Annotated in this window: 24 protein-coding genes; 15 read left to right on the top strand and 9 right to left on the bottom strand. The window is 44.9% G+C overall.

Annotation, left to right across the window (positions count from 1 at the left end):
• Positions 1–538: 538 nt before the first annotated feature.
• Both ACYX4M_RS17855 and ACYX4M_RS17850 read right to left on the bottom strand, forming a co-directional pair.
• Positions 539–1,657 carry a M14 family metallopeptidase gene (locus ACYX4M_RS17855; RefSeq protein ID WP_476081132.1) on the bottom strand — a complete coding sequence of 373 codons (1,119 nt, stop codon included), beginning with the start codon at positions 1,655–1,657 and terminating at the stop codon, positions 539–541.
• A 90-nt stretch (positions 1,658–1,747) separates the two neighbouring features.
• Positions 1,748–2,518 (bottom strand): HesA/MoeB/ThiF family protein, encoded by a 771-nt coding sequence (locus ACYX4M_RS17850; RefSeq protein ID WP_476081131.1) that lies wholly within the window; start codon positions 2,516–2,518, stop codon positions 1,748–1,750.
• A gap of 124 nt (positions 2,519–2,642) precedes the next feature.
• On the opposite strand from ACYX4M_RS17850, the gene moaB reads away from it, so the two are divergent.
• The 7 genes from moaB to ACYX4M_RS17815 all read left to right on the top strand — a co-directional run bounded on the left by moaB (position 2,643) and on the right by ACYX4M_RS17815 (position 7,647).
• Entirely contained in the window at positions 2,643–3,149 is a 507-nt protein-coding gene (gene moaB / locus ACYX4M_RS17845) for a molybdenum cofactor biosynthesis protein B (RefSeq protein WP_476081130.1), read from the top strand.
• A complete protein-coding gene (gene moaC / locus ACYX4M_RS17840; RefSeq protein ID WP_014949774.1) occupies positions 3,146–3,625 on the top strand; it encodes a cyclic pyranopterin monophosphate synthase MoaC in 480 nt (159 codons plus the stop codon). Before moaB ends, moaC begins: the two co-directional genes overlap by 4 nt.
• Positions 3,626–3,779: 154 nt before the next feature.
• Complete coding sequence (locus ACYX4M_RS17835) at positions 3,780–4,028, top strand: MoaD/ThiS family protein (protein ID WP_014976768.1); 249 nt, start codon at positions 3,780–3,782, stop codon at positions 4,026–4,028.
• A gap of 2 nt (positions 4,029–4,030) precedes the next feature.
• Positions 4,031–4,504 carry a molybdenum cofactor biosynthesis protein MoaE gene (locus ACYX4M_RS17830; RefSeq protein WP_476081129.1) on the top strand — a complete coding sequence of 158 codons (474 nt, stop codon included), beginning with the start codon at positions 4,031–4,033 and terminating at the stop codon, positions 4,502–4,504.
• Positions 4,486–5,706: a molybdate ABC transporter substrate-binding protein gene (modA, locus tag ACYX4M_RS17825; protein ID WP_476081128.1), complete on the top strand. Its 1,221-nt coding sequence runs from the start codon at positions 4,486–4,488 to the stop codon at positions 5,704–5,706. The genes ACYX4M_RS17830 and modA overlap by 19 nt, the downstream gene beginning before the upstream one ends.
• Before the next feature lie 2 nt (positions 5,707–5,708).
• Positions 5,709–6,404: a molybdate ABC transporter permease subunit gene (gene modB, locus ACYX4M_RS17820; RefSeq protein WP_476081127.1), complete on the top strand. Its 696-nt coding sequence runs from the start codon at positions 5,709–5,711 to the stop codon at positions 6,402–6,404.
• 1 nt (position 6,405) lies between these two features.
• Entirely contained in the window at positions 6,406–7,647 is a 1,242-nt protein-coding gene (locus ACYX4M_RS17815) for an ATP-binding cassette domain-containing protein (RefSeq protein WP_476081126.1), read from the top strand.
• Between the two features lie 2 nt (positions 7,648–7,649).
• On the opposite strand, the gene hemN is transcribed toward ACYX4M_RS17815, so the two are convergent.
• Complete coding sequence (gene hemN, locus ACYX4M_RS17810) at positions 7,650–9,023, bottom strand: oxygen-independent coproporphyrinogen III oxidase (protein WP_476081125.1); 1,374 nt, start codon at positions 9,021–9,023, stop codon at positions 7,650–7,652.
• An 83-nt stretch (positions 9,024–9,106) separates the two neighbouring features.
• Here hemN and ACYX4M_RS17805 point away from each other — a divergent pair, with 83 nt between their 5' ends.
• The 3 genes from ACYX4M_RS17805 (at position 9,107) to ACYX4M_RS17795 (ending at position 11,702) form a co-directional block, all read left to right on the top strand.
• Positions 9,107–9,922, top strand: a complete 816-nt coding sequence (locus ACYX4M_RS17805; protein WP_476081124.1) for an SGNH/GDSL hydrolase family protein — start codon at positions 9,107–9,109, stop codon at positions 9,920–9,922.
• An 82-nt stretch (positions 9,923–10,004) separates the two neighbouring features.
• Positions 10,005–10,682 (top strand): DsbA family oxidoreductase, encoded by a 678-nt coding sequence (locus tag ACYX4M_RS17800; protein WP_476081123.1) that lies wholly within the window; start codon positions 10,005–10,007, stop codon positions 10,680–10,682.
• 27 nt (positions 10,683–10,709) lie between these two features.
• Entirely contained in the window at positions 10,710–11,702 is a 993-nt protein-coding gene (locus tag ACYX4M_RS17795) for an XdhC family protein (protein WP_476081122.1), read from the top strand.
• On the opposite strand, the gene ACYX4M_RS17790 is transcribed toward ACYX4M_RS17795, so the two are convergent.
• The gene (locus tag ACYX4M_RS17790) at positions 11,699–12,310 is read right to left on the bottom strand and encodes a TonB-dependent receptor domain-containing protein (protein WP_476082905.1); all 612 of its coding nucleotides are present in this window, start codon (positions 12,308–12,310) and stop codon (positions 11,699–11,701) included. The two genes, ACYX4M_RS17795 and ACYX4M_RS17790, sit on opposite strands and share 4 nt — an antisense overlap.
• Complete coding sequence (locus tag ACYX4M_RS17785; protein WP_476081121.1) at positions 12,306–13,184, bottom strand: TonB-dependent receptor plug domain-containing protein; 879 nt, start codon at positions 13,182–13,184, stop codon at positions 12,306–12,308. Before ACYX4M_RS17785 ends, ACYX4M_RS17790 begins: the two co-directional genes overlap by 5 nt.
• Positions 13,185–13,521: 337 nt before the next feature.
• On the opposite strand from ACYX4M_RS17785, the gene ACYX4M_RS17780 reads away from it, so the two are divergent.
• The 4 genes from ACYX4M_RS17780 (at position 13,522) to ACYX4M_RS17765 (ending at position 17,612) form a co-directional block, all read left to right on the top strand.
• Positions 13,522–14,208, top strand: a complete 687-nt coding sequence (locus tag ACYX4M_RS17780; protein ID WP_476081120.1) for a histidine phosphatase family protein — start codon at positions 13,522–13,524, stop codon at positions 14,206–14,208.
• Positions 14,209–14,219: 11 nt separating this feature from the next.
• A complete protein-coding gene (locus tag ACYX4M_RS17775) occupies positions 14,220–15,455 on the top strand; it encodes an acyl-CoA dehydrogenase family protein (RefSeq protein ID WP_476081119.1) in 1,236 nt (411 codons plus the stop codon).
• 49 nt (positions 15,456–15,504) lie between these two features.
• Positions 15,505–16,563 carry a phosphotransferase family protein gene (locus tag ACYX4M_RS17770; RefSeq protein ID WP_476081118.1) on the top strand — a complete coding sequence of 353 codons (1,059 nt, stop codon included), beginning with the start codon at positions 15,505–15,507 and terminating at the stop codon, positions 16,561–16,563.
• A gap of 74 nt (positions 16,564–16,637) precedes the next feature.
• Positions 16,638–17,612, top strand: coding sequence for an NADPH:quinone oxidoreductase family protein (locus ACYX4M_RS17765; RefSeq protein WP_476081117.1), 975 nt, complete (start codon positions 16,638–16,640; stop codon positions 17,610–17,612).
• A gap of 138 nt (positions 17,613–17,750) precedes the next feature.
• Here the strand turns inward: ACYX4M_RS17765 and ACYX4M_RS17760 are convergent, their stop codons facing one another.
• From ACYX4M_RS17760 to ACYX4M_RS17750, 3 genes are all read right to left on the bottom strand, one after another.
• Entirely contained in the window at positions 17,751–18,515 is a 765-nt protein-coding gene (locus ACYX4M_RS17760; protein ID WP_476081116.1) for a DUF6174 domain-containing protein, read from the bottom strand.
• Between the two features lie 315 nt (positions 18,516–18,830).
• The gene (locus ACYX4M_RS17755; protein ID WP_476081115.1) at positions 18,831–19,448 is read right to left on the bottom strand and encodes a YchJ family protein; all 618 of its coding nucleotides are present in this window, start codon (positions 19,446–19,448) and stop codon (positions 18,831–18,833) included.
• A 252-nt stretch (positions 19,449–19,700) separates the two neighbouring features.
• Entirely contained in the window at positions 19,701–20,111 is a 411-nt protein-coding gene (locus tag ACYX4M_RS17750) for a deoxyguanosinetriphosphate triphosphohydrolase (protein WP_476081114.1), read from the bottom strand.
• A gap of 328 nt (positions 20,112–20,439) precedes the next feature.
• Here ACYX4M_RS17750 and ACYX4M_RS17745 point away from each other — a divergent pair, with 328 nt between their 5' ends.
• On the top strand, positions 20,440–20,838 hold the full coding sequence (locus ACYX4M_RS17745; protein WP_476082904.1) for a YqaA family protein: 399 nt from the start codon (positions 20,440–20,442) through the stop codon (positions 20,836–20,838).
• Between the two features lie 22 nt (positions 20,839–20,860).
• Here ACYX4M_RS17745 and ACYX4M_RS17740 read toward each other — a convergent pair whose 3' ends face one another.
• Complete coding sequence (locus tag ACYX4M_RS17740) at positions 20,861–21,520, bottom strand: protein-methionine-sulfoxide reductase heme-binding subunit MsrQ (RefSeq protein WP_476081113.1); 660 nt, start codon at positions 21,518–21,520, stop codon at positions 20,861–20,863.
• Positions 21,521–21,522: the final 2 nt, after the last annotated feature.

The following is a 21,522-nucleotide window of genomic DNA, read 5'->3' as shown; positions in this document are numbered from 1 at the left end:
TGCAAGAGCTGCCCTTGCAGCCTTTCGTTTTCCTTTTTGAGATTCTCCATCTCAATGTTTGAATTCGTCGCTACAGGCTTTTTATTAAACCACATTAGTTTGCGTCCTTGGCTTCTTTTAGGATTCTGTGCATTGTTAATTAGCTTAGACTAACTAATTTAAAACAGTCAAAAATGAATAAAGTGTTAGTCGCTAATTAGAAATATCCTTTGTTGGATGAAAGTATTCAACGCGAGCTAAATATCGCTTCGCCTACCGCGCCTGCAAATATGTTTGCAAATAATTCATTTTGGAATGCTTTCAACAGTTCGGCGCTGTTTTTTACTTACTAACACCACCAACTAAGATGATCAGTTTTGTTCTGATGCGACAGTCTGTCAGGTTTATAATCGAAGGCTGGTGTTTTTGTATTTTGGCGTTCGTCGCCTCTAAAATTGTTTCTTCGAAACGCGTGTGTAATCTCAACGCGTACTATCAGGTTTTTGTTACCTTTTTAGTTATACGCGTTGAGTAAACGTTTTTACTGGCACATAAAAACCTACAACTCCCTATAGTTAGTAAACACTTTATATAACTGTGTTCCGCTTAATACCGAAGCAGAAGGGAAGTGCAGGATGGGAATTAAATCGCAAGGCGCTTCCAAGGTTCTGCTGCCGTTGTCGGTATCCAGATCGTCAATGTTTAGAATTTGTGCCAGTGGTTCGCCTTTTTTAATCGTTTGGCCTGGTTTTGCCATGTACTCCACCATGCCGCCCCAGTTGGTGAATAGGGTTTTATAGTCTTTTAAATAAACGCCTAAACGCTGCATTTCTGTCGGTTTAATATCACATTCGTGCAATACGCCTTTGGCGTTTAAGTAGCTAAGAATACTGGTCGCGTCTATATTACCTTCGTTAAAGTCGATAACTTCTTGGCTACCCATTTCAAGCGTGAAAGCCTCAACATTAAAGCTAATCTCACGCGCTAAATTGCTTTTTATACTTTCTTGCAGTGTCCACCACGGGCAGAAGGTCGCTTCGTCTAATGCACCTGCAAATACGTTAGGTATAAAAATACAGTGGGGAATGTTAAACAGCTTGGCGCTGTCTTTGGCGTATTCGGGAATATAAACGTGACGGGTAGACACCGGGCCGTTATGGAGATCTAACACGAAATCGGCGTTGACCGCCATTTGCTGTAGCTTTAGGTTTAACTGCTGTGCCAAGCCTAAACCCCATGGTTCAGCCAGTTTGTTGTCGATAGCGTTAGACAAGTGAGCACGAAAACGTTGTTTTATGCCTTCAATAGACTCTTCGCGGGTGACTGTTTTGGCGAAATGTTCAACTGCATCTTTATCGAAGAAGTAGCCGCGGTTCCAGTTTGTGCCGTTCACAGGATCGAACCGGCCTAATGTGTACTCACCGGCTTTAATGTTAGTACCAATGGGATTACAGTTGGGCACTAGGATAATTTCGCCGCAAATATCCATGTCTTTTAAGCGCTGAATAAGATGGTAAATAACCACGTTACCTTGTACTTCTGCGCCGTGAATAGAACTTTGAATATACACAGTAGGGCCAGGCCGCGCGCCCTTCATACGATAAATTGGCACGTTCATGTTACGTCCAGACGCGTTTTGCGCCACTACCATGTGTTTTTTCACTACTTGGGTTGTCATTTAAATCAACCTATTTTCTGTCTTGTTCTTTGTTTTAGTCTGTTGTTTTTAATCACGTTTTTAGAATTCATGCCGCAAATGCACATAAACTTAACAAGCACATAGCTCGCAATCTACGCCTTTAGGTAGCTTCCAGTTTCTCCACTCGTGCGACAGAGCATCAAACGTCATTAACGTGTTTTTTGGAATATTATCGAAATCCATCAATACTTGCATGGCTAGCATGGCTTGGTAAGTACCAATAATATTTACTACAGGCGAGAATATACCTGCCTCAACACAGCTTAAATCGGGTGATTCAAATAGCGTTCGTAAGCATGCATAGCAGCGGCTCTCACCGGGTATAGCTACGAAAAGCTGGCCTTCAAAGCGAATGGCTGCACCCGATACTAGCGGAGTATTTAGTTTAAAACACAATACGTTTATTAAATCTCGCGAGTTTGTATTGTCGGTGCAATCAAGCACAACGTCAGCACGCTCTATGGCCTGTTTTAACGCCGGTGACAGCTGGCTAATGCCGGGCGCCGAAAACGGTTCTGCCATTACGGTAATGTCGCAGTCGCTGTTTATTGCACTAAGCCGCGCTTTAGCCGCCTCTACTTTACTTGTGCCAACATCTTGTTCGCTAAACAAGGTTTGCCTTGGCAGGTTAGTCGCCTCGACTGTGTCGTGGTCGATAAGTGTAAGAGAGCCCACGCCACTGGCGCAAAGGTTAGTGGCGGCCGCGGTGCCAAGCCCACCAATACCAATGATACAAATATTGGCGTTTAGCAGCGCTTCTTGACCTTCTAGGTCCACTTTGGGAAGCACAATGTGGCGGTTATAACGCATAGCCTGCTGATGAGTTAGGCTTTTAGACATAGTTTATGCCAACTTAGTTGTTGAATTCATGGCATGCACCCTTATAAAGTGATTACCAAATAGTATTTTGGCTGGTACTTTATCAAAAACCGCCAAAATGTCGCATATCAAATTAGGATTTCATATGTCAGTTGTCAGCCAACCCCTTAATATTGCCGTACTCACTATTTCAGATACGCGCACCCTCGAAAACGACAAGTCGGGAGACTACTTGAAAGAGGCGCTTACCTCGGTTGGCCATAACCTTTACGATCGCGATTTGGTGAAAGACGATATTTATCAGCAGCGCGCCGTGGTGTCGAAGTGGATTGCCGACAAGAACATTCACGCAGTATTAATTACCGGTGGTACAGGCTTTACGCATCGCGATTCAACACCAGAGGCCATCAGTGTATTGTTCGACAAAGAAGTCGACGGCTTTGGCGAGCTATTCCGTCAAATAAGCTATGAAGAGATTGGTACATCAACTATTCAGTCTCGCGCGGTTGCGGGCTTTGCTAATAATACGGTTATTTTCTGCTTACCAGGCTCAACAGGCGCGTGTCGTACTGCGTGGGAAAAGATTATTGCTAGCCAACTTGATGCCGATTTCAGACCGTGTAACTTTGTGAAACACTTGGTGCAAGCATGAGCACCTTTAGCCATTTAAACGCTGGCGGTGAAGCCAATATGGTCGACGTTAGCGACAAAGACGTTACCAAGCGAGAAGCCACAGCAGAAGGTTTTTTATACGTAAGCGAAGACGTTATTCGCCAAATCTCTGAATCAAAAATTGCAAAAGGTGATGTATTTGCAGTTGCCCGTGTAGCGGGTATCCAAGGGGCGAAACGCTGCGCCGATCTTATTCCTCTTTGTCACCCGTTGGCACTGTCAAAGGTGGATATAAACTTCGACATTCAGGCCGACCAAAACCGAATCCAAGCCACCTGCTATTGCAAGCTAAGCGGTAAAACCGGCGTTGAAATGGAAGCGCTCACGGGTGTAAATGTGGCGCTGTTAACCTTGTTTGATATGTGCAAAGCCATCGACCCTGGCATGCATATGGAAGGGGTGCGGGTACTGGAGAAAAAAGGCGGTAAGACAGGCCACTGGCAGTCCGACACCTAGTTTTCACAAAGGCCAGTGAGCTAAAAAAGTAACGTGTATAAAGCGTACAAGCATTCAAGACGCAACGCACTTTAGGCTCAACGTATTTCCGAGGCTTGGAAAGATTAATTAGCGCGCACAAAGCAACCTTAACAAAGTAGATAGCAGGCAAAGCATGCAGGTAACGGTAAAAACATTCGCACAAACCCGAGAGATTACGGGAGAGGACAATATTGCGCTTAATCTAAGCGAGAACAGCACCATAGAGACCGTGATATCGCAGCTTAAAACGCGTAGTGACAAGTGGGCATTAGCCCTAGAAGGCAGTGTGCTTACTGCCTGTAATCAAGAGCTTTGCGACCTGCAAACAGTACTTAGCGACGGTGATGAGCTGGCGCTATTTCCACCTGTGACAGGGGGCTAGCTATGTTCGCGCTAGTTCAAGTTGAAGATTTCGACCAAGGCGAGCTGTACGGTAGGCTAAAACAGTCGGCAGATGAGAAGGCCTGCGGCAACACCGGCGCGATTGTTACTTTTACTGGGCTAGTGCGAGACTTTAATAACGCTGGCGACATAGACGGCATCGAATTAGAGCATTACCCGGGTATGACTGAAAAAGCGTTAATGCTTCTTGTTGAACAAGCGAGCGAACGCTTTTCACTTAACAGTGCTGGCGCACTGCACAGAGTAGGGCGCATACACAACAACGAACAAATTGTATGGGTAGGTGCCGCCGCTCCCCACCGCCAGGCGGCGTTTGACGCTGCCTGCTACTTAATGGACATGCTTAAACAGTCGGTACCGCTTTGGAAAAAAGAATTTAAGGGCGATATATCTGAATGGGTTGAGGCGAAAGCATCTGACGATAAAGCGGCACTTAAGTGGATGCGCAAAAAGTAATGGTTTTTTCTTTGGCAATACGACTTTCAAGCTTTGTTAACCTGGCCATGCTTATTTTGGTAAGTGCAAGTGTAGCCCTAGGCGTTACGGCTTTTTCAAGTTCTGTTGCACAGGCGAGCAGTTTTGAAGCGGCGAATAATACTGTAAATGAAGGGAGCGTTATTAGTGCCGATAAACAAAACCAGTCAGTAAATTTCAAGCGCGACGAAAAAATTAACGTAGCCGTTGCGGCAAACTTTGCAAAACCGCTAAAGAGTATTGCCGAGCAGTTTACTGAGCTAACCGGCATAGAAGTCGCGGTAACGGTATCTTCTAGCGGTACTTTGTATGCGCAAATTCAACATGGTGCTAGCTTCGACGTTTTTCTATCTGCTGATCGCGCTCGGCCGCAAGCGTTGGTGGATAACAACGTAGTTCACCACGGCAATCTGGTGGATTACGCTAAAGGCAAGCTGGCGTTTGTCTATGCTGGCGACTTATCAAGTGAGGCATCACATGAAACATCCGGTGAAAGGAATTGCGAGCAAATCGCGCGTTCATCTACGAAAGACACAACTGCACAAATAAACGTTCAGCTTACCGATTGCTTGTCGAAGCAGCTTGTTCAATTAATGGAAAATCCACAAAACAAGGTAGCTATCGCAAATCTTAAACTGGCCCCCTATGGTGATGCTGCGCAACAGACGTTGCAAAACTTATCCTTATGGCAACAGTTTTTACCTCACAGAGTGATGGGTAAGAACGTGCTGCAAACCTTGCAGTTTTATACCACCGGCAGCGTGAAAGGGGCGTTCGTTGCGTACTCATCGGCGTTAGATTTGCCTGCAAACTTATCTTCTAACTTGCCTTCTAATTTCAACAGTGTTGTGAATACCGAAAGCGCTGAGGCTATTACGGTTATCGTCCCAGTACCTGAAACCTTGTATCAACCCATCATTCAGTCGTTGGTGGTTAACAGTAAAAAGGTAGCTACACTATCACCGAATCTGTTCGAACCACTTCCAATTAAAAATGCGACAGCGCCAGTTGATGAGCCTGTTCACAAAGGCGACAATGAGCCAACCAGAGCGTTTCGTTTAAGTGACGCTAATGGAGTGTCATCACCCAGCCTGTTCGTACAGTATTTAATGTCGCAAGGGGTGCAGCACAGCTTAATTGAATGGGGCTATGAACCTACCATTGCATCGGGCGTCGGTAACTAAGTATGCTCAGAGAATTCTTCGGGGCATCGACACTTGAAGCCATATTACTCACCTTAAAACTGGCCTTTATAACCAGTGGTTTACTATTGTTAATTGCATTGCCGCTAGCGTGGTTTTTAGCGAACTGGCAGAGCAGAGCTAAGCCTTTGGTGATGTCGATACTCGCGTTGCCTTTGGTGTTACCGCCAACTGTGCTGGGGTTTTATCTGCTTATTGCTTTTTCACCGCAAAGTGCGTTGGGGCAGGGATGGCAAAGCCTCACCGGGAGCAATTTAGCATTTAGTTTTGAAGGTTTGGTATTAGGCTCTGTCATCTACTCCCTTCCATTTGCTTTACAGCCTTTATATAGCGGCTTTTCGCAATTAGATAACCGTTATTTAGATGTGGCAAAAACGCTAGGTTTTTCGGCCACCGAAGCTTTTTTGAAAATTGTGCTGCCCTTAAGCAAAGCGCCCATCGTGGTGGCATTAGGCTTAAGCTTTGCCCATACCATAGGCGAGTTTGGCGTAGTGCTAATGATAGGCGGTAATATTCCTGGAGAAACTCAGGTGCTGTCTATCGCGCTATATGAACAGGTAGAAGCGTTGGAATATAAAAGTGCACACAACCTTGCGTTGGCCCTTCTGATTTTTTCATTCGTGATGCTCGCGGCGCTCTATCGTTTTAACGGTGTCACCCGTAGTGATGAGGCGCGTTAACATGCAAATATCTGCGCGACTTTCTAATCGCATTAACGCACAAATCTCATTGCAGCCGCAAAGCCGATTCATTGGGGTTACCGGTCCATCAGGTGCGGGAAAAAGCAGCCTGTTTCGCGCCCTAGCTGGCGTAGAAAAAAGCGCAAGTGTGCAAACGCCGTGGACCTCTCAAAAGGTCGGTATCGTTTTTCAGCAACCTATGTTATTTCCCCATACCGATGTGCGCGGTAATTTAGCCCTTGCGCAGCGTCACGCAAGCCCTAATGCAATGTCTATCGACGCCTGCTTGCGCGGCTGTTATTGCGAACATTTAATCGATAAGCCTGTTCAGGCGCTTTCTGGTGGAGAAGCGCAGCGGGTCGCGATTGCGCGGGCCTTGGTCAACGGGCCAGATGTGCTATTGCTAGATGAATCGCTAAGCGCAATCGACATTTTTACCCGCCGTAAAATTTATCAATTTTTGAATAATTTGTGTGTGTCGGGGAAGCTCACCTGCCTTGTGATCTCTCACGATTTAGATGATCTTGCCTTGTTCAGCGATGAGTTGGTTTTTATTGACCAAGGCCGCACCGAGCTTTGTGGAAAAACGCGCGATGTATTGACTCAAGTATTCGAAAAAGAAGGGTTTGCGACACCGTCTAGCGTACTTGAGGGATTTAAAGTTATTGCGCAAAGCGAAACACACGACAGCAACCAGTCACAAAACGCCGTTGTCAGCTACAAACACGGTAGCCAAACGCAACAAGATCAAAATGTTCTAACCTTACAAGGCAATGAGCAGTGCCAGTCGGAAAAAGGAATTGAGCGCGTTGAGGTCGCGGGACAAGAGATATTCGTCACTGCAGAATCAGTGTCCTATTTGCCTCAGCAAAGCGGTGAGCAAGTTTCTGTTCGTTTTGCAGTTAAAGCTTGTGATGTAAGTATCGACACCAATACTGCTGACTTTGGCAATGCCAGCACAATCAGTATTTTAAATGCGCTGCCATGTGTTATATCTAGCATCGAACCCGTGGCGAATTCACTCAGTCCCTTGAACGAGCCAGAAAATAACGCCGATACAAAACTCACAGATACAAAGCTAACCCCTAAAAAGCTAGCGACCGTAAACAGCGCGAAAGTGTTGTTAAAACTTGATGTACTAAACAGTAACCAAACCCTTTATGCCAGCATTAGCTGTATCTCTCTATCGCGTCTTAAGCTTGATGTAGGGCTGCAAGTGATTGCGCGGTTTAAACTGCCCTAGGTTTAAATGGCTTTGGAGTAGCTATTGAGTATTTCACTTGCGTTCAAATAAGCGTCGAAACGCGCACAAATAGCCCGAATGTAAATACGAGCAGGCTCTGGCACTCGAATATACCGAGATGTCATTTCGATAAGCCCGTCTTCTTTAAGTTCTTCAAGGTTGTTTAAATCTGAAGCAAAGTATTCATCAAAAATGATGTGGTGCTTGTCGGCAATTGCTTGCTTGTCTACCGCTAAATTGCACATTAAGCTAGAAATCACGTCTCTGCGAATAAGGTCGTCGACACTTAATGACAGTCCAACTTTCGCATTGGGCAGGTGGTTGTCTAAGCGATGGTAATATTCTTTTAGCTCCTTAGCATTTTGCGCAAAGGCATTACCTACGGTGCTAATGGCTGATACGCCGAACCCTATAAGGTCGGTGTCGCCACGTAAGGTATACCCCTGAAAGTTACGGTGAAGCTCGCCTTTATTTTTCGCAATAGCCAGTGAGTCTTTGCTCAAGGCAAAATGATCAAGACCAATCATTTCATAACCTATGTTTGTAAAGCTGTTAACGGCAAGCTTGTAAAGCGCCGCTTTTTCTTCACTACTTGGCAGTGTTTCTTCAGCAAATTTACGCTGCGCTGCAAACCTCTCGGGAAGATGTGCATAGCTAAAAAGCGAAATACGATCTGGCATCATGGCTTTTGTTGCGGCGATGGTTGATGAGAACGTTTCAATTGACTGATTCGGTAAACCATAAATTAGATCTAAGTTGACTGAGTCGAAACCTAGCGACCGAGCCTCGAATACTAAATCGGCAATGTGAGACGTGCTTTGTACGCGATTTATGGTTTTCTGAACATTGTAATCAGTATCTTGTAAACCAAAGCTAATGCGTGTGTAGCCGAGACGTTTTAAGTTTTGAAGATAGCGTTTATCGATATTTCTGGGATCTAACTCAATTGACAGTTCAGCACCTGCTTCAAAGGTAAAGTGTTTCCTAAGCAGGTACATTAAATAAGTATGCTGAGTCTCGCTCAAAAAACTGGGTGAACCGCCACCTAAGTGCAGAGAAACTGCACGCCTGCCGTCAGTTAAATAACGCTTAGACAGGATTTCTTTTTCTATGTAATCTAAATATTCGTCCGCTTTTTCATTGTGACGTGTCACCATTTTATTGCAGCCACAGTAGTAGCACAGCGTTTTGCAAAATGGAATGTGCACGTAGAGACTTACTGCCGGCGCTTTTGACACTGCAAGTGCTTGTGGAAGTATGTCATCTTGTAGCGGTTTAAATTTAAGTGCAGTAGGGTAAGAGGTATAGCGAGGAGCATTCAACGCATACTTGGTAATGGTTGATACGGGGCGTTGTTGTACGGCAATTATAGTCATATTGGCTCTGTACTTATATGTAGATATCTAGGCGCGAATTCAATTCGATGGTTAAAGCTTAATGGATTGCTTAGGAGACTGATTTGATCTACTTCAAGGTTTTGGTATTAAACCTGATAATTGTTTTATTTCTTCCAGTCATTTTGCTTCAAGCATTGTGGGTGAGGAAGAAGACCGCTGTACTGCCAGAGCCCGACGGCGAGCGGGTATTAACCTCTGCCGATAGTAAATTGCTGCTAACTAATAACGTTTTGGTTATAGGCGATTCTGCCGCCGCTGGTGTTGGTGCAACGACGCAAATGGGGGCACTTACAGGTCTGCTGTACTTAAACCTTGTTAAGCATGGGCCAACGCGAGTGACGTTGAATGCTAAAACAGGTTTTAAAAGTGAAGATGTGCTAAATCTTCTCCATGAAATGCCTGCCGAGCACTTTTCGTCGGTGCTCGTCTCTATTGGTGTTAACGACGTGACCAAATTTGTACCGTTGAAACGGTGGCGACAAAACGTCGATGCCATTAGTACGCTACTGTCAGATAAGTTTGGGTGCGAAACAATATTATTTACTGCATTACCGCCAATTCATTGCTTTCCAGCGCTTCCGCAACCTTTGCGAGCACTATTAGGTTACCGCGCGAGGCTACTAAACCAAGCTTTGGCTGATAGCGTAGCAGCCCGGGCTAACGCAGACATATTATATGTTAGTGCACTTAATGTGAGCGGAACTATGAAGGATATTCAGCAAAGTGGTTTGATGGCAGAAGATGGTTTTCATCCCTCCACGAAAGGCTATGAAATATGGGCACACTCAGCCCTTGAAAAACTTTCCACGCTTTACAGCACGACAATGGGCACGACAAAAAAAGTCACAGCAGAAACTGATGTAACTGCGACGAAATAATCGCAGTTTGGGGTTGAAGTTTCTTTTTGTAACCTTATCTAAACCCTTATATCTTCATGAATTCAATAAAGCGAGGCCTATCATGGCTGCAAATGAGCAAGGTGTACAGAGTGCGAGCGGTATGCAGAGAGTAACGGTTAATATGGTATCTGACGTAGTATGTCCATGGTGTATTGTTGGGTACCAGCGTTTGCAAGAAGCCATTAAAACCCTTGATAACATTGAAGTAGATATTAAGTTTCACCCGTTCGAGCTAAACCCCAATATGCCAGAAGAAGGGCAAAACCTTCGCGAGCACATAATGGAAAAGTACGGCATTAGTGAACAGCAAAGCGCGCAGAACAGAGCGCGGTTAGTAGAAGCGGGCGAGCAATTGGGCTTTTCGTTTAACTTTACTGACGACTCTCGCATGCAGAACACGTTTAAAGCTCACCAACTTATTCACTTTGCTGCAGAAAACGGCCTTGAAGAAGAAATGAAGCTTAGCTTGTTTAACGCTTACTTCACTGATGGTAAAGACGTGAACGATCTTGGTGTGCTAGTAGAATTGGCCGAGTTTGTGGGTCTCGACAAAACCGAAGCTGAAGCAGTAATTAAAACTGAAAAATACGCGCAAATAGTTCGCGAGGAAGAAACCCTTTGGATGCAGCGCGGTATCCAAAGTGTACCTACTTTTGTGATTGGCAATCAGGGCGTAGCCGGGGCACAAGAGCCAGCTACATTGGCAGCATTTATTGCCCAAGCGGCATCACAGCAATAAGCAGGTTAAAAGGGTTTAGAGGTAGTTATGAGTAATCACGTTAACCATTTGTTGGCCCAGTGGCTTCCACTTAAAAACAAGCACAAATGGGTGCTAGGTTTCATTTTTAAAACAGAAGGCTCATGCTATCGAAAAGCCGGCGCTATGATGTTGTTTAGTGATGCAGGGCATCAGCTAGGTATATTAAGCGGCGGCTGCTTAGAAAGTGACATCGTTAAAAAAGCCCAGCGAGTAATGACAGACGGGGTAAGTCGTACCGCGGTTTACGATGACGAAGATGAAGAAGACATTGCGTTTAAGCTAGGTGTTGGATGCGGCGGTGTTGTGCATTTAGCACTTGTACCAGTTAACGAGAGTAACCAGTATTTATCGTTGGATGTGGTTAGCAAAAGCTTATCAAACGGAAAAGCCTGTGAGTGGCGCTGCGCTATAGACGGCACGTTAGGTGATTGCACGGAATTTGAAGACCATTCTGCTAAACCTAGAAAAGCTGTGCTAGACACCGTTGATGGCAAGCGCATGTTGTCGGTTTTGATGCTGCCGCCTATCCACCTACTTGTTGTTGGAGGTGGGTATGACGCTACCTTTATGACTAAGCTTGCTAGTTTGCAGGGCTATTTAGTAAGTCTTTGGGATCCAAGGCCTGCACAAGCAAGACTTGAACACTTTCCCGAAGTAAATTACTTAATTGAAGATCCGTCTACTGAAGGCTTACGTCTTCACATGGGCGAACACGATATTCAAGCTGCGGTGCTTATGTCTCATCACCGTGAAATTGATGCAAAAGCGCTGCAGGTGCTAAGTAAGCAGTCTTTAACCTACACGGCAATGCTAGGTCCACTGCACCGCAAGCAAGAAATTATGGATTTAGCGGGACTTAGCAATATCGACTTTACGCAGTATTTCGCAAGCCCAGCTGGCTTTGATATTGGTGGTGAACTACCAGAGCACATAGCGCTGTCTGTAATAGCCCAATGCCATGCGGTGTTTCATACAAAACCTACACATTTAAAGCGTTAGAAAGACTTTCTGAAGGTAACGCCAAAGCTTCTAGGCGCGCCTGGGTAGGCCATGATCTTTCCGGTTTGTACGGGTACATCAAAGCCACTTCGCGCAACGTACTCTTCGCCGAAAACGTTACGCGACCACGCAATAATTTCGCTATCCCATTGTGGGATAGTGAAACTTACGCGAACGTTAAATAATGAAAAGTCGTCAGCGTATTTGTACGGGTCGTTCGCATCATCAAGAAATACGTCGCCCGTGTATTGGTAGTCAATACTGGCGGAGGCAGGATAATTCCCAACTTCGAAATAGTGATTCAGCATAAGAGATAGTGAGTTCTGAGGCTCGAAGCCTACGCGGTCTCCGTCTCTTGAACAGAACGGGTCGTTAGGCTCCACACGGCCCGGATCGTCAATGCCCGTGTGCCACGTGTACGCAACCCAACAGGTACCGCGCTTAAACTCATCAAAGTTCGCCAATGTGCGCGACGCAACTGCATGTAATTCGGTGCTTTCTGTCATTAGCCATGTGGCTTCAAGCTCTATGCCTTTTACTATGATATCGCCCGCATTTTGCAGGTTGAACCCCGTTCCGGTAAAAGTCGTCGCCTGAAAGTCGCTAATTTGTGTATAGTGCGCCGCAGCATCGTTCGTCTAGCTCGCCGTAATCAGCGATAAGCCGTACGCTAATGTCAGCTGTTGGAGTGTAAAGCAGCTGTGCTTTTATCGCAGAACGGTTACGGTTATTTAAGGTTTGTCCGCTGCGCTCGTCGGTAATGAAACCGTCACTGTGAGAACTAAAGCCAGATACTCGCATGGCGAGTACATCGTCGATAAGCGAAAACGACGAGCCAGCGCTTAAACGAACCAAGTTATCATTGCCGATGATGGCTTCGGCAAAGCCGTCGCGCTCGTCGTGTGAAGGTGCGACCGTAGTTAACGTCATTGCGCCAGCGGCGGTATTCTTTCCGAATAGTGTGCCCTGTGGCCCACGCAACACTTCAATAGATTCAATATCGACTAAGTCGTTAATTAACGCGTTTTGTCGTGCACGGTACACACCATCTACGTATAAACCCACCGAAGACTCGAAGCCGAAGTTTTGTGAAGACGTGCCAATGCCGCGTATTGAAAAACCTGAATTTGTTACGCTTTGATTTTGAAATGCGCCAAAAGCAGGTACGTAGTTTTGCAGGTCAAACACATCTCGGCTAACTGTTTCAACTAGGTCTTGACCTGAAAGCGCAGTGACCGCAACGGGCACATCTTGCAAGTTTTGTCTGGTCTTTTGCGCCTGTACAACAAAGTGTTCCAGCGCCTTTTTGTTATGCGGAGGAGATAGAGCATTCTCATCGGCGTGAGCGTGGGGAGCCAAAGCAAGTGTCGACGAGATTATAAAGACAATAAACGGCGAACTACATAGGCGATGCGTAATGGCGTTTTGTGGTGTAGATATGCTTAAGCTATTACAAGACAAAGCGTGTGTAAGTGACTTCATTTTGGTTCTTTTTATTTTTCAAAAGCGGGGGGCTTTAAACAAAATTAATCACGACAAGGTCGTGTCCAAATGCGTTCAGTCCTTTACATTTTAAAACGCCAACTTCCCTATGACGTCGTGTCGTGCTTTTTCACTATACAATCTAATGAACATATATTGCACGCATTTGAAGCTATTATGTCAAATTTTGTTCACAACGTGCAAAAAGCGAACAGATGTTTGGCAGTGAATAGTTTCACATGATGCATACTCATTCAAAATATCAATTAAACTTATATCGCTGTTTTCCTTAGTATGCTGGTTGAAAGTTAACATATTAATAACATCAGGCAGCGGTATGACAGACATCTATTTAGTGCGACATGGTCAAGCGTCTTTTGGCAAAGCGAACTATGACAAGCTTAGTGAACTGGGTGGGCAACAGGCCATTTGGCTTGGTGACTATTTCAAGCATCGCAATGTTGAGTTTGATGCAGTTTTCTCTGGCGACATGGTAAGGCATCACGAAACCAAAGAGGGTATTGCCTCGGGTATTGCTACTGAAGACTATACGCTACCTGAAGTTACGGTGAATAGCGCACTGAATGAATTCAATTTTCAGGCAGTGGCTACCGCCTATTTAACACGCTACCCAGAAGCAAAAGTACCTGAAGGTGCATCGCCTTCTGAATATTACCGATTGCTAAAAAAAGCAATGCTTGCCTGGTCGCAAGATGAATTGGCGCATGAACTCCTTGATGAAACATGGGGTCAGTTCGAAGACAGAGTTCACAGTATGCTCACGCATCTTCAAAGTATAGATGCGAAGCGCGTACTTGTTGTGAGCTCGGGCGGCGCAATTGCCATGATGCTTAAACATATTCTTGGCTACGATGCGACCACCGTTGTAAATATGAATTTGCAGATCCGAAATGCCAGTTTTTCTCAATGCTTTGCCAATGCGCGAGGCGTTCACCTTAATAACTTCAACAGCGTACCTCACCTGGATGTGATTGACAGGTTACACGCCATTACCTACAGCTAAATGGGGCAGTTATGAACTTTGAATATAATGAAAAGACCCAAGCACTTTTAGAAAAACTAAAAGCGTTTATGAACGAAGAAGTGTATCCAATTGAAAAGGAATACATTCACGCCGTAGAAAATGGCTCTGCCAACAATGGCGAAGGTCGTTGGAAAACGCCTGAAATGATGCATACATTGAAAAAGCGTGCAAAAGAAGCGGGTCTTTGGAATTTGTTTTTACCTGAAGAATATAAGCCATATGGCGCGGGCTTGACTAACGCAGAGTATGCACCACTTTGTGAAGAAATGGGCAGAGTTTTGTTTAGCTCTGAAATCTTTAACTGTAGTGCGCCAGATACTGGCAATATGGAAGTGCTGGCGAAATACGGTAACGAAAGTCAGAAAAAACAGTGGTTGGAGCCGCTTCTAAATGGAGAGATACGCTCAGCCTTTGCTATGACAGAGCCTGCAGTGGCATCGAGTGATGCGACAAATATCGAAACTTCCATTAAGCGCGATGGCGATGAATACGTTATCAACGGCCGTAAGTGGTACACCAGCGGTGCTATGAATGAGAACTGTAAAATTATGGTGGTAATGGGCAAAACTGATTTCGATGCGCCTCGTCACCAGCAGCAGTCTCAAATCTTAGTTCCTATGGACACCAAGGGTGTAACTATTGTTCGGCCAATGGCTGCAATGGGCTATTACGACGAGCCTATTGGTCATGCTGAAGTCTTGTTTGAAGATGTACGTGTACCGGCAGAAAACTTACTGCTTGGTGAAGGGCGAGGTTTTGAAATTGCACAAGGGCGCTTAGGCCCGGGCCGTATTCACCATTGTATGCGCCTTATTGGCTGTGCACAGCGCGCGCTCGATATGGCGTGTGAACGAGTTGAAAGCCGAGTGGCGTTTGGCAAACCGTTGTCAAAACAGCAATCGGTTAGAGAAAGTATTGCGCAGATGCACTGTGATATTGAACAGGCGCGCCTGCTTACTTTAAAAGCGGCAGATAAGATGGATCGCTATGGCAACAAAGTATCGCGCGACCTTATCGCTGCTATCAAGATAGTTGCACCTACTATGGCCTGTAACGTTATCGACCAAGCCATTCAGATGCACGGCGCTGCAGGTACAAGCCAAGATTTCGTATTGTCTGCCATGTACGCTTATGCGCGGACTATCAAGCTGGCAGATGGCCCTGATCAGGTTCACATGATGCAGTTAGGTCGTAATCTTATTGCAGAAAAAGCAGTCGCTGAATAGCTCATTGTTGTAAATAAACAATACAAAAAATTACGGGTAAGGAGTGAACGTGTCTAAAGACAATGCGAAAGCCCCACATGTCATAGATTTAGCAGTGCTGAATTCGTATTTATCTTCTGCGTGCCCGAGTATTGGGCACGTCAAAAGCGCTGAGAAATTTGCAGGTGGGCAATCGAACCCGACGTTTAAGCTTACTACGGATAACGGCGTCTACGTGTTACGCCGTCAACCTCCGGGTAAGTTACTGAAATCGGCCCATGCGGTTGACCGAGAATTTCGCGTTATCAACGCGTTGCAGGGCTCAGAAGTGCCTGTGCCCAAAGCGTACCATTTATGTGAAGATGTCAGCATAATCGGTAGCATGTTTTACATAATGGCCTATGTTGAAGGTGACATTTTCTGGAATAGCGCACTGCCTGAAATAGCATCTACTGCTACTCGTGGTGCCATGTATGATGAAATGAACCGAGTGCTTGCAGCGCTTCACAGTGTAGATATTGAAAGCGCAGGCTTACGCGATTATGGAAAGCCCGGCAGCTACTTTGAACGTCAGCTAAGCAGGTGGACAAAACAGTATCGTGCATCTGAACTTGAGCATGTTGAAGAAATTGAAAGTCTTATTCAGTATCTTGAGGCCAACCTGCCAAAAGATGATGGTCAAGTCTCGTTGGTTCATGGCGATTTTCGTTTAGACAATATGATGTTTGATATGTCTGACCCTAAAAACCCACGAGTAGTCGCGGTGCTTGATTGGGAATTATCAACGTTGGGGCATCCGTATGCCGATTTGGCTTACCAATGTATGCAGTTGCGCCTTCCCTCTGACATTGCGCACGCAGCTGGGTTAGGTGGTTTAGACAGAGAGCAGTTAGGCATTCCAAGCGAACAAGAATATATCGATGCGTATTGCGAGCGAAGAGGTATTGATGCCATTAGCAATTGGACGTTTTACCTCGCATTTAGTTTTTTCCGTTTAGCCGCTATTTTACAAGGCGTGGTAAAACGCGCACACGATGGCAATGCGTCAAGCGAGAAGGCTATGCAATTAGGCGCAATGGTGCGCCCATTGGCGCAAATTGCCAATCAAACCATTCACCAAAGCGAATAAACGCCATATAACGTATTTAATGACATGTCATGCTATCAATAGCGTGAACGTCGAACAAAGCAACTGGAGACAGTATGAAAGCAATTGTATGCGAATCTTTTGGACCACTTGAAGAACTTCAATTTAAAGACGTTGCAGACCCGCAAGTAAAAAAAGGGCATGTAGTCGTAAATGTTGAAGCCGCAGGGGTGAACTTTCCAGACGGACTATTGGTGCAAGGTCTGTATCAAATGCAGCCAGACTTCCCGTTTATTCCTGGCAACGAAGTGGCAGGCACCATATCTGAAGTAGGTGAGGGCGTAAGCCATTTAAAAGAAGGGCAACGAGTTATTGCGTTGTCTAACTTAGGTGGTTACGCAGAAAAGGCGCTGATCCCTGCCACTCATGTTATGCCATTACCTGATCCCATCCATGTTAATGAAGGGGCTGCTCTTGTAACTGCGCATGCGACAGCACATCACGCTTTAAAGCAGCGCGCAAAACTGCAGCCAGGCGAAACACTGGTTGTAACCGGCGCAGCGGGTGGTACTGGCTTAGCAGCAGTGCAAATAGGCAAGATTATGGGCGCTAAAGTGATTGCAGTTTGCTCAACAGAAGAAAAGCTGGCGCTTGCTAAAGAGTATGGCGCAGACATTTTAATTAACTACAAAGAAAAAGATCTCAAAGAAACGCTGAAAGAAGTCACAGGCGGCAAAGGTGTCGATGTAGTTTATGAATGCGTTGGCGGTGACACATTCCACGCTTGCAGTCGCAGTATGGCATGGGAAGGGCGTTTACTTGTGGTTGGCTTTGCTGGCGGTGAGATCCCGAAATTTCCGGTTAATTTAGCGCTGGTAAAAGGCTATTCAGTCATGGGGGTATTTTGGGGCTCGTTTACTCAGCACGATCCAAAAGGCTTTGCTGAAAACATGCAAGAGCTCTTAACTTGGTATGTGCAAGGTAAGGTTAAAGTGGTCGTAGATGAAGCGTTACCCTTAGAACAAGCAACGAAAGCCATGGCCAAGGTCATGAACCGGGAAGTGAAAGGAAAGATGGTGCTTGTGCCCTGATCCTACAGGCCTGGCAAGAAAGTAAGTTAACGAAAAAGCCTGAGCCTTCTGAAGTGACTCCAGTAATGGAATAGTCCAACTGCTGGGTGTCACGTCATTCTATGGTTCAGGCTTCTTTTGTGGGTCATTGAATAATGGTTATTCTGGTACTAATTCTACGTTGAATTCTCTGGTCAACACATGACATAAATCTTTACCAATGCCTATGTTATCTACCTGATAGTCTTGATAACCCTGTTTTTGTACTGTGAGGGTGTAAAAGCCAGGACGTTCTTCCAGCATTGCAATCAAATGGTCTTCTGCACAATCCGTTTCATCAACTATAACAGTTTCAGAATACGCTTCTTCTATTGCAGTAGCAGTAACTCCACATGCGCTTGGCATTTGCGTTGTTTGATCGGTTACTGAAAGCAAGAGGCCATCTTCTACCGTTGCTGTACAGGCCACATCATCTGCGGTAATAAGGTTGCTAATTGTTAGGGTATATTCGTCGTCGGCCGTCTGCTCGTTGATATCGACCTTAATTTCGGTTGGGTAGCCGCGTTCCGGGTCATATTTGACCGATAGCGATTCGGCACGACTTTCTTCTAATGAAATAAGTTGATACAAGCTATCAATGCTTTCTGTATATGCATCATCTAGCGGTAGGGCAATATTGCCTTCAATAATAGTTTGAGAGGTGACCTGACTACCTTCTACCAGTACTAAGCGAGGAAGTATGGTTTCTTCGGTGCAAAAACATGAAATTTGATATTCAAACTGATAATTGTCGATATTCGCGCTTTCCCACTTTGCGCGGTTGGCGTTAAGGTCGTCGAGTACATCGTTTGAATCGCTACCACCGCAGCCTAGCAATAGCGTAGTAGCAGAAATCGTCGCAGCGATACGTAAAATAGTAGTCATAACATTCCTTGTTTTTTATTTTTCATGATTAGCCACGATAATAGAGCTCGCAGCAATTTTGTGACAATTAGAAATAAAAAGCGGCTTTGCACTTTACGTAATACAAAACCACTCTGCAGTTTATACTAATACAATTGTTGTTAAAGTAAACAGTGTTACTTGGGAACATTTTGGCGCTGAGTTACTCCATAAGCCACATTCGGGCGCTTCTTCCTGGTACATAGAACTTGTGCCACTTAGTTGTAATATATTGCACATCGTTACTTAATGTATCGCGGTACTCCATTTCCATTATAACTTTACAGGCTCATTGGCTTAGCGGCTCTTAGTTGCGCAGCACTGTTTGAATTTTTTGTTGCTACCGCAAACACAAGGTAGGTTTCTCCCGTATTTAATTTTGCCGCAGTCGTCGTGTAATACGCCGTCGTGATAACGCCACTTACCGTCTTCAATACTAAAATTCGACGTTTCGTGAAGCTGATACATACTTTTATTTTCAAAATAGTAAGCAGTGAATTCAACAGTGGCAGTATAGGGCTTGGAGATGGGCTTTAAATTAGGCTTAGAGATTGCCTCGGCGTTGGTTTGCGCCTCGACTTTAGCGTCAGCATGTACAGAACTGTCTATCGAACTCTCTTCAGTACTACTGACCGAGTTACCTACCAAGCTATCTACGGAGCTAGCCGCTAGAGTGGGGTGTACTTTAAGTGCGAACCATGTCGCACCTTGTGCGCTTTGCGCCAAATCCTCTACAGAAAGACCCTGCTGCTTTTCTTTGGTATAGGTTTCAAGAATATATTGATAATGCGCTGTAGCGTAGGCTGAAAACCGAGAGCGCATAAGTTGCTCGGCAGAACTAGGGTGTCTATCACCCTTAATAAAAGGCTCGCAGCATTCGTCAAAGGATTTTGATGAGCAACAGTAACAGCGCATAAGACAACTCGCAGTTTAAGAGTAAAACAAAGCGCTACAGTATAAGTATAAGTTGCGTGAGCCCCAACTTTTTTAAACGTAAATGTTGCCGATATTCAATGAGTCCTTGGCGGTCCATGCCAAAGGGTACATGCCAGAGATTCCACGGTAAAGAGCTCTGTGAAAATATATGTTAGGCTTTGATTACGCATCGCTATTCAGGCAAACGTAAGATGGGGCAAACGCAAGATGTAAGCATAAACAGGCTTTGTATTACCAAGGGCCTAATGCTACGTTTTGTTCGTCATTAATGCTGTTAACACGTACATTCACCAAGCTGACAGAGTAAAGCTCACACAGCTTTCTGATCATTTCACTGTCGGTTGGTTGAAGGTCTAAATCAATGTTTTCCACATACAGTGTTTTACACTGGCCACCTGTAATCAGCTTACTGATCCATTCAGGCATTTTTTCTTTTTCAGGTTTTTGAATACGGATAGCGTGATCTACAGTTTTCGAAAACGACACTGTATTTGAAAGCAGATAATTCCAACCTTTGTCATTACTTTCTTTTCCATTACCTTGTTTTTCGCGAGGAAACCCTTCTATCGGCAAAGGTAGTTGAACAACATTTGAAACCGAAGCGCGCAAAGCATTAAATCGTGAAACTGAAGATGTGTTCATAGTAAAACCCTTTATGCATTTGCCCTGAAGTTCATAATTCGAACTTCGGGAATATTGTTATTAATTGATACTGGTTGCTTATACAGTGTGTATGTGTATACAGTATTCATAAAAGAGGGCTTTGGCAAGTATTTAGTTGTACTTTTTTCACACAAATTGGTGCTTTGTCAGTAACTATATAAAAGATAATGGTTTTTTTGTGCTATCGAATTCTCAAGGAAGTATTCATACTCCGATTAAGGTAAGATGCGCGCGAATTTTACATAGAAAACTACTGTATAAAGCTGGAGGGGCGTTGAGCGCATTAATACATTTAGGCTACTTGGGGATGTTCTTGTCGGCATTTTTGGCTGCCACTATATTGCCTTTTAGTTCTGAAATTGTGCTTAGTGCTTTATACGGTAGTGGGTTGAACTGGGTGTTGTTGCTTGTTGTTGCTTCGTTAGGAAATGTACTTGGCTCGGTGGTTAATTATGCATTGGGCTTCAAGTTCGGAAAAGAAATTGCGACCGATAAGTTAAAAGTGAGCGAAGCGGCGTTTAACCGTGCAAGCTACACCTTTACAAAGTGGGGGAAGTGGAGCTTGTTTTTATGCTGGGTACCTATTATTGGCGACCCTATTACTTTAGTAGCAGGTGTACTTAGAAGCCCGTTTTGGTTTTTTATTCTCGCTGTAACGCTTAGCAAAACAGCGCGTTATGCTGCGCTGCTTTACGTACTTGTTTAAAAGGTTTTCGACTTTAGTTTTCTCACGCCACTGCGTTTTTGCCTCTCGACTTCTTTTGGCTTTTCTTCTGATACGTCACATACCACTGCTTCATTCTTGGGCTCATTAATATCAGTCCAATCATCCAATACCAAACGGGCTCTTGCCAAAACGTCTTCTGCGACCAGCTGAAATGAAGTAGTGCAAGGGGCAGTATCAAATAAATACTGTTATGAAGCTTTTGCCACTTTTTTCCCATGTTGCGCTGGATGCGCTTAAACGACGTAGCCGTAAGTGCAAAAAGAAGAAGTAGTGCTGCCATGCCAACAATTATGTAAGGCCTGCTTACTATCTCGCTAGCCACTAGTGCCATATCAAGCTGGAGTTCAAACACAATGTAAGTGAGCAGGTGTGCAAAGGCGTACACAAAGGTGTATACGCCAATCATACGTCTGAATTGCATCGGTTCTGGGCTTGGTAGCCATTTAGCAAGTGGGCTAAGAGTAAGCGTTAGTAAAAGAAAGTGAATTGCCCAGGTTCCAGTCTCGTTGATGAGCGTGTTTACAGGGTCTGGACCAAGCTGATCGGTTACCCCTGCAAAAAACAACCACGCGATATAGCCCAATGCGAAAAGGTGAATAAGGCCTTTTAGGCTGCGGCGCTGCCATACAGAGAGTCGAAATGGTTTTTTTCTTAACGGCATTA

Source organism: Alteromonas sp. ABV4_150, from assembly GCF_056311745.1.
Note: the sequence above shows the minus strand (reverse complement) of the source record. Positions and strands in the feature narration are given on the sequence as shown.

Coding starts and splice junctions, on each gene's coding strand:
- ACYX4M_RS17835 (WP_014976768.1), top strand. CDS start 3,780: ATGCAGGTAACGGTAAAAACATTCGCACAAACCCGAGAGATTACGGGA.
- ACYX4M_RS17775 (WP_476081119.1), top strand. CDS start 14,220: ATGAACTTTGAATATAATGAAAAGACCCAAGCACTTTTAGAAAAACTA.
- hemN (WP_476081125.1), bottom strand. CDS start 9,023: ATGACTATAATTGCCGTACAACAACGCCCCGTATCAACCATTACCAAG.
- ACYX4M_RS17815 (WP_476081126.1), top strand. CDS start 6,406: ATGCAAATATCTGCGCGACTTTCTAATCGCATTAACGCACAAATCTCA.
- modB (WP_476081127.1), top strand. CDS start 5,709: ATGCTCAGAGAATTCTTCGGGGCATCGACACTTGAAGCCATATTACTC.
- ACYX4M_RS17755 (WP_476081115.1), bottom strand. CDS start 19,448: ATGCGCTGTTACTGTTGCTCATCAAAATCCTTTGACGAATGCTGCGAG.
- ACYX4M_RS17780 (WP_476081120.1), top strand. CDS start 13,522: ATGACAGACATCTATTTAGTGCGACATGGTCAAGCGTCTTTTGGCAAA.
- moaC (WP_014949774.1), top strand. CDS start 3,146: ATGAGCACCTTTAGCCATTTAAACGCTGGCGGTGAAGCCAATATGGTC.
- ACYX4M_RS17765 (WP_476081117.1), top strand. CDS start 16,638: ATGAAAGCAATTGTATGCGAATCTTTTGGACCACTTGAAGAACTTCAA.
- ACYX4M_RS17830 (WP_476081129.1), top strand. CDS start 4,031: ATGTTCGCGCTAGTTCAAGTTGAAGATTTCGACCAAGGCGAGCTGTAC.
- ACYX4M_RS17800 (WP_476081123.1), top strand. CDS start 10,005: ATGGCTGCAAATGAGCAAGGTGTACAGAGTGCGAGCGGTATGCAGAGA.
- ACYX4M_RS17785 (WP_476081121.1), bottom strand. CDS start 13,184: ATGAAGTCACTTACACACGCTTTGTCTTGTAATAGCTTAAGCATATCT.
- ACYX4M_RS17795 (WP_476081122.1), top strand. CDS start 10,710: ATGAGTAATCACGTTAACCATTTGTTGGCCCAGTGGCTTCCACTTAAA.
- ACYX4M_RS17740 (WP_476081113.1), bottom strand. CDS start 21,520: ATGCCGTTAAGAAAAAAACCATTTCGACTCTCTGTATGGCAGCGCCGC.
- ACYX4M_RS17760 (WP_476081116.1), bottom strand. CDS start 18,515: ATGACTACTATTTTACGTATCGCTGCGACGATTTCTGCTACTACGCTA.
- ACYX4M_RS17745 (WP_476082904.1), top strand. CDS start 20,440: ATGTTCTTGTCGGCATTTTTGGCTGCCACTATATTGCCTTTTAGTTCT.
- ACYX4M_RS17855 (WP_476081132.1), bottom strand. CDS start 1,657: ATGACAACCCAAGTAGTGAAAAAACACATGGTAGTGGCGCAAAACGCG.
- moaB (WP_476081130.1), top strand. CDS start 2,643: ATGTCAGTTGTCAGCCAACCCCTTAATATTGCCGTACTCACTATTTCA.
- ACYX4M_RS17850 (WP_476081131.1), bottom strand. CDS start 2,518: ATGTCTAAAAGCCTAACTCATCAGCAGGCTATGCGTTATAACCGCCAC.
- ACYX4M_RS17750 (WP_476081114.1), bottom strand. CDS start 20,111: ATGAACACATCTTCAGTTTCACGATTTAATGCTTTGCGCGCTTCGGTT.